Origin of the sequence: Aneurinibacillus danicus (assembly GCF_007991215.1) — a bacterium.
In the GTDB taxonomy this organism is placed as follows: Bacteria; Bacillota; Bacilli; order Aneurinibacillales; family Aneurinibacillaceae; genus Aneurinibacillus; species Aneurinibacillus danicus.
Window position 1 is genome coordinate 1 of sequence record NZ_BJXX01000237.1, and the last position, 3,627, is coordinate 3,627.

At 34.3% G+C, this 3,627-nt stretch carries 5 protein-coding genes; 3 read left to right on the forward strand and 2 right to left on the reverse strand.

Annotated features, from left to right (window positions below; genetic code table 11):
* The coding region (locus tag ADA01nite_RS21315; protein WP_218029601.1) for a hypothetical protein at positions 1–876 on the forward strand (876 nt) is incomplete at its 5' end.
* 130 nt (positions 877–1,006) lie between these two features.
* Here the strand turns inward: ADA01nite_RS21315 and ADA01nite_RS21320 are convergent.
* Both ADA01nite_RS21320 and ADA01nite_RS21325 read right to left on the reverse strand, forming a co-directional pair.
* Positions 1,007–1,465: a DUF559 domain-containing protein gene (locus ADA01nite_RS21320; RefSeq protein ID WP_146812441.1), complete on the reverse strand. Its 459-nt coding sequence runs from the start codon at positions 1,463–1,465 to the stop codon at positions 1,007–1,009.
* A gap of 384 nt (positions 1,466–1,849) precedes the next feature.
* A complete protein-coding gene (locus tag ADA01nite_RS21325) occupies positions 1,850–2,092 on the reverse strand; it encodes an AbrB/MazE/SpoVT family DNA-binding domain-containing protein (RefSeq protein WP_146812442.1) in 243 nt (80 codons plus the stop codon).
* A 249-nt stretch (positions 2,093–2,341) separates the two neighbouring features.
* Here ADA01nite_RS21325 and ADA01nite_RS21330 point away from each other — a divergent pair, with 249 nt between their 5' ends.
* Positions 2,342–2,761, forward strand: coding sequence for a DUF4183 domain-containing protein (locus ADA01nite_RS21330; RefSeq protein WP_146812443.1), 420 nt, complete (start codon positions 2,342–2,344; stop codon positions 2,759–2,761).
* Between the two features lie 91 nt (positions 2,762–2,852).
* A complete protein-coding gene (locus ADA01nite_RS21335; RefSeq protein WP_146812444.1) occupies positions 2,853–3,137 on the forward strand; it encodes a DUF4183 domain-containing protein in 285 nt (94 codons plus the stop codon).
* The last annotated feature ends 490 nt before the right edge of the window (positions 3,138–3,627 follow it).

Below are 3,627 nucleotides of genomic sequence, written 5' to 3' on the forward strand. Positions count from 1 at the left end.
CATATAAATAATAATTCCAATAGGGATCAACACGTAAAATTATATAGTATCGCCAATAACTTAAATTCGGTGTACTATGTTCTTCCTCGAATTACAACAAGACAGTCCTTCCAAAATTGGGTCGGTAAATTAATACACATGACAACTTTTCTAGAGGTATTAAGCATAGATAGAACAATTGGAAAAGTTAAAGTTGGAGATATTCATCATATAAGAGTCTCGTATGATAATTCTCACAAAGAGGTTTGTTCAACCCCTACAATTATAGAAAGTAGTAGTTCATATAAGGATTTAATTGCTGAAATATTCTTAGTTAGATGTTGGAGAATAATCGAGGATTGTAAAAGGCTTTTATTAAATTCTGTTGATTTAAGTAATGAATTAAATGAGAAAAAGTATTTTATAATAAAAAATTACCTAATTAACTTGGGAGTATACCTTGGTATACATCCTAATCATGTTAATTTTTATTTGAAAAAATATAATGAAAATATAATTATTAATGAGGATGAGATACAAATTCTTATGAATAAATTTGAAAGTGTAAACAGATTAGTAAAAGAAGAGTTTTTAGGTATATACGAGGAACATGAATTTTATTACCAGTTAGAGTTGATTGAAAAATTATCCAATAATTACACTTTTGTAGAAATACATCAAAAGCAAAGGGAAGAATTATTCTCTAATATTTTGGATAAACTAGGCCCATTATTTGAATACTTTCTAAAGGATAGTTATCCTGAAGAGACATTTGCTATGCCTCAAGCTGAATTTACTTATCAGGTAATTGAAGATTCGATAAATATATCTATTCCAGAAGAAGAAAGAGGAATAATAAAACCCAGTTGGGAAAAAGTTTCTTGCATGATTTTTTGATTATATATTATGTTTATTACTTCCTAGCTATTTTGATGTTTTATTGAATTATATGTTATTTTTGTATTAGCAGAGAACCCCCACCTCTATACAACATGGGGGGTTCTTTATTGCTCCCTAATCATAAATACTATTGTAAAAATTTATCTAAATAATTTTCTGTAAAATATTGATATGGCTGAATAATTTTTTCAACGTTAATTTTATTGATTTGTTTACGATATTGAGTATATCCGATTACCCATTCAACAATTTTTTCTCCATGTTCTGATACTTGTTGATTTGTCCATCTCAAAACTGTCCATCCTTGTGAGCTAGCGTAACGTTCTTTTCCACTATCCCTTTGCTTCTGTAATTTATCTTCATGTGAACTCCCATCAATTTCGATGAGAAGAGAAGGGAATTTCGGTATGTGCAAATCAAAATAACAATTTCCTACCCGCTTTTCGTATTCGACAGTAAATCCAGCTTGAGTAAACTTCCCGCCGAGTAATAGAGCGTAATCCGTAGGAATAGGATTTGCCTTATTATTCTGCATTGATAGCCAAGTATTATAATCAACAAACACCTTTTTTGGAGCAAACATCATTACAATATCTTTCCCTTTCTTAGAAAATATGCTGTAAGTATCGCCTAATTTTTTGGGTACGGATTGGGTACGGATTTAAAAAAATCGTACCTAATTTCCCCGAATTATACTTAATGCTTCGCTCATAAAGCCCAATAAAATCAAGCGTTTCACGATTCTACATGTTTCACAAAACGGCCTTCAGGCAATTCCTAAACCGTGCGTCGGAGGTTCGAGTCCTCTCGGGGCCGCTATATATACAAAAAAAGGCTTGCAAAGCCTTGCTATGACGCGGTTCTCTGGTATTCAGAGAATCGCTTTTTTAGTTTATGCATCGGCGTCGGTGTAGTGTCCGGCTACCAGGGAAAGCAAAACCCACCAGCTTAGTCCGGTGGGAGGTTCTATTTATCTATTCTTTATTTCTTCAAAACAAGAGGCACAAATAGCTTTCCCTTTAAAGTCGGTAACATTATCGGCAGAATCGCAGAAAATGCAAGCAGGGACGTATTTTTTCAAGACAATTTGCTCACCGTCTACAAAAATCTCCAACCCATCTTTTTCAGCAATTCCAAACTTATTCCGCAATTCCTTCGGCAAGACTACTCTTCCAAGCTCATCCACTTTACGTACAATTCCCGTTGCTCTCATCCTCATCCCTCTTTTCTGTATATCCTATATTATTTTACAATAAAAGGAATAATAAGGATAGTGCTTTTTAGATAAGGCATATGATAAATGATAGACTAACGAAACGGAAATTTTGTACGCTAAGCTAACATCTGATAATCTCTCTTCTATAAACTAAAGCCATAAAGAATAGGCTGCCTGGACAAATGTCTTCTTATCTCTACCTACATACTGTATAGTAATAACTTTTTAGACGCAGGTGATAAATTTATGTACTTGAAAAAACGCGGTTCATTCTTACCTCCCCCAGGATGCTCAGACTTATTTCCATATAGACCATATCAGTGTCCGCCTGAACCACCAGGGCCTCCAGGACCAGTAATCATTCCCAACATCATAGTCATGCCAACTGTTCAAAGATATTTTTATATTGCGAATTCAGATATTCAGGCCCCTGCAAGTATTCCAGCTAGTCAATTTACTAACGATGATGGGGAATTAGCAGCTAAATTTCCAGATTTAGGACAAAATAGCTATAGTAATCTTTATATCAATGGAATGTTACAAGAAGGCAGTTTATATAGTATAAGTACAAGTGTACTGACCATTAACCTAAAAGGTACCACTATTTTCTCAGGTACACCCATTGCTCTTGAAATCGTTCAATTCTCTGCTCGAATAATTCCTTGAAAATTGTGCAATATAATTAGGGAATAAGCCCTTCCTTTTTCTTTTTTCTGGCATTAATTAGATTATGAAAGGAAAAGGGAGGTGAATAGAAGTGGCTATAGTAAAACCCTTTGTAGCCAGTAGGAGATTTACTGGCGTAGCAGGATCTGGAACAGGTACAGGTGCTACATTTTCGATTGCTGCTACAGAGTTCACTAATGACGTGGGTGCATCCGCTACAGCATTTCCAGCTTCGTTTGCGTATTACAATCTTTACATTAACGCCATGATTCAGACAGCTGATACTTCATCTGTTACCACTACTGCGATCACCATTCCAGACGGTGACGTACTTGATCCAGCAACTCCAATTGTAGTTGAATTTGTTGTAACCTAATCATATTTCTCTTGTTGAAACAAGGACAATCCTTATCGTTTTTGGATTGTCCTTGTTTCGTTTATAGATTGTAGCTGATTAGTTCTAATTTCTTGTCATTTTTATAGGGATATACTCAATTCGTTTTGGCTCATCATTCTTTAAACTTTTAGCCTTGCATTTACCTTATTTTTTTATTATCATACCTGTAATTTTAAATATCTATAAACATATATGAAAAAAGACGAGTATGATAAAGAATTTCTTTTCTCGCCATTAAGAAAGGGCTGACTTAAAGAACAAGTATAAAAATAATTGAATTTGACGAGTCTGGAGGTAGCAATGGAACTTTTAGAAGTATTTAAAGCTTTATCCAATGAAACAAGACTGAAGATCGTACAGTGGTTAAAAAATCCTGAAATCCACTTTTCTAAACCACAAAACGGGGATATACACAAGGATGGTGTTTGCGTGAGCGACATCCATAAGAAAGTTGGCTTATCACAATCTG

What these genes read in the sequence shown, in the direction of transcription:
- ADA01nite_RS21320 (WP_146812441.1), bottom strand. Translation starts at nt 1,465, where the DNA reads ATGATGTTTGCTCCAAAAAAGGTGTTTGTTGATTATAATACTTGGCTA.
- ADA01nite_RS21330 (WP_146812443.1), top strand. Translation starts at nt 2,342, where the DNA reads ATGTACTTGAAAAAACGCGGTTCATTCTTACCTCCCCCAGGATGCTCA.
- ADA01nite_RS21325 (WP_146812442.1), bottom strand. Translation starts at nt 2,092, where the DNA reads ATGAGAGCAACGGGAATTGTACGTAAAGTGGATGAGCTTGGAAGAGTA.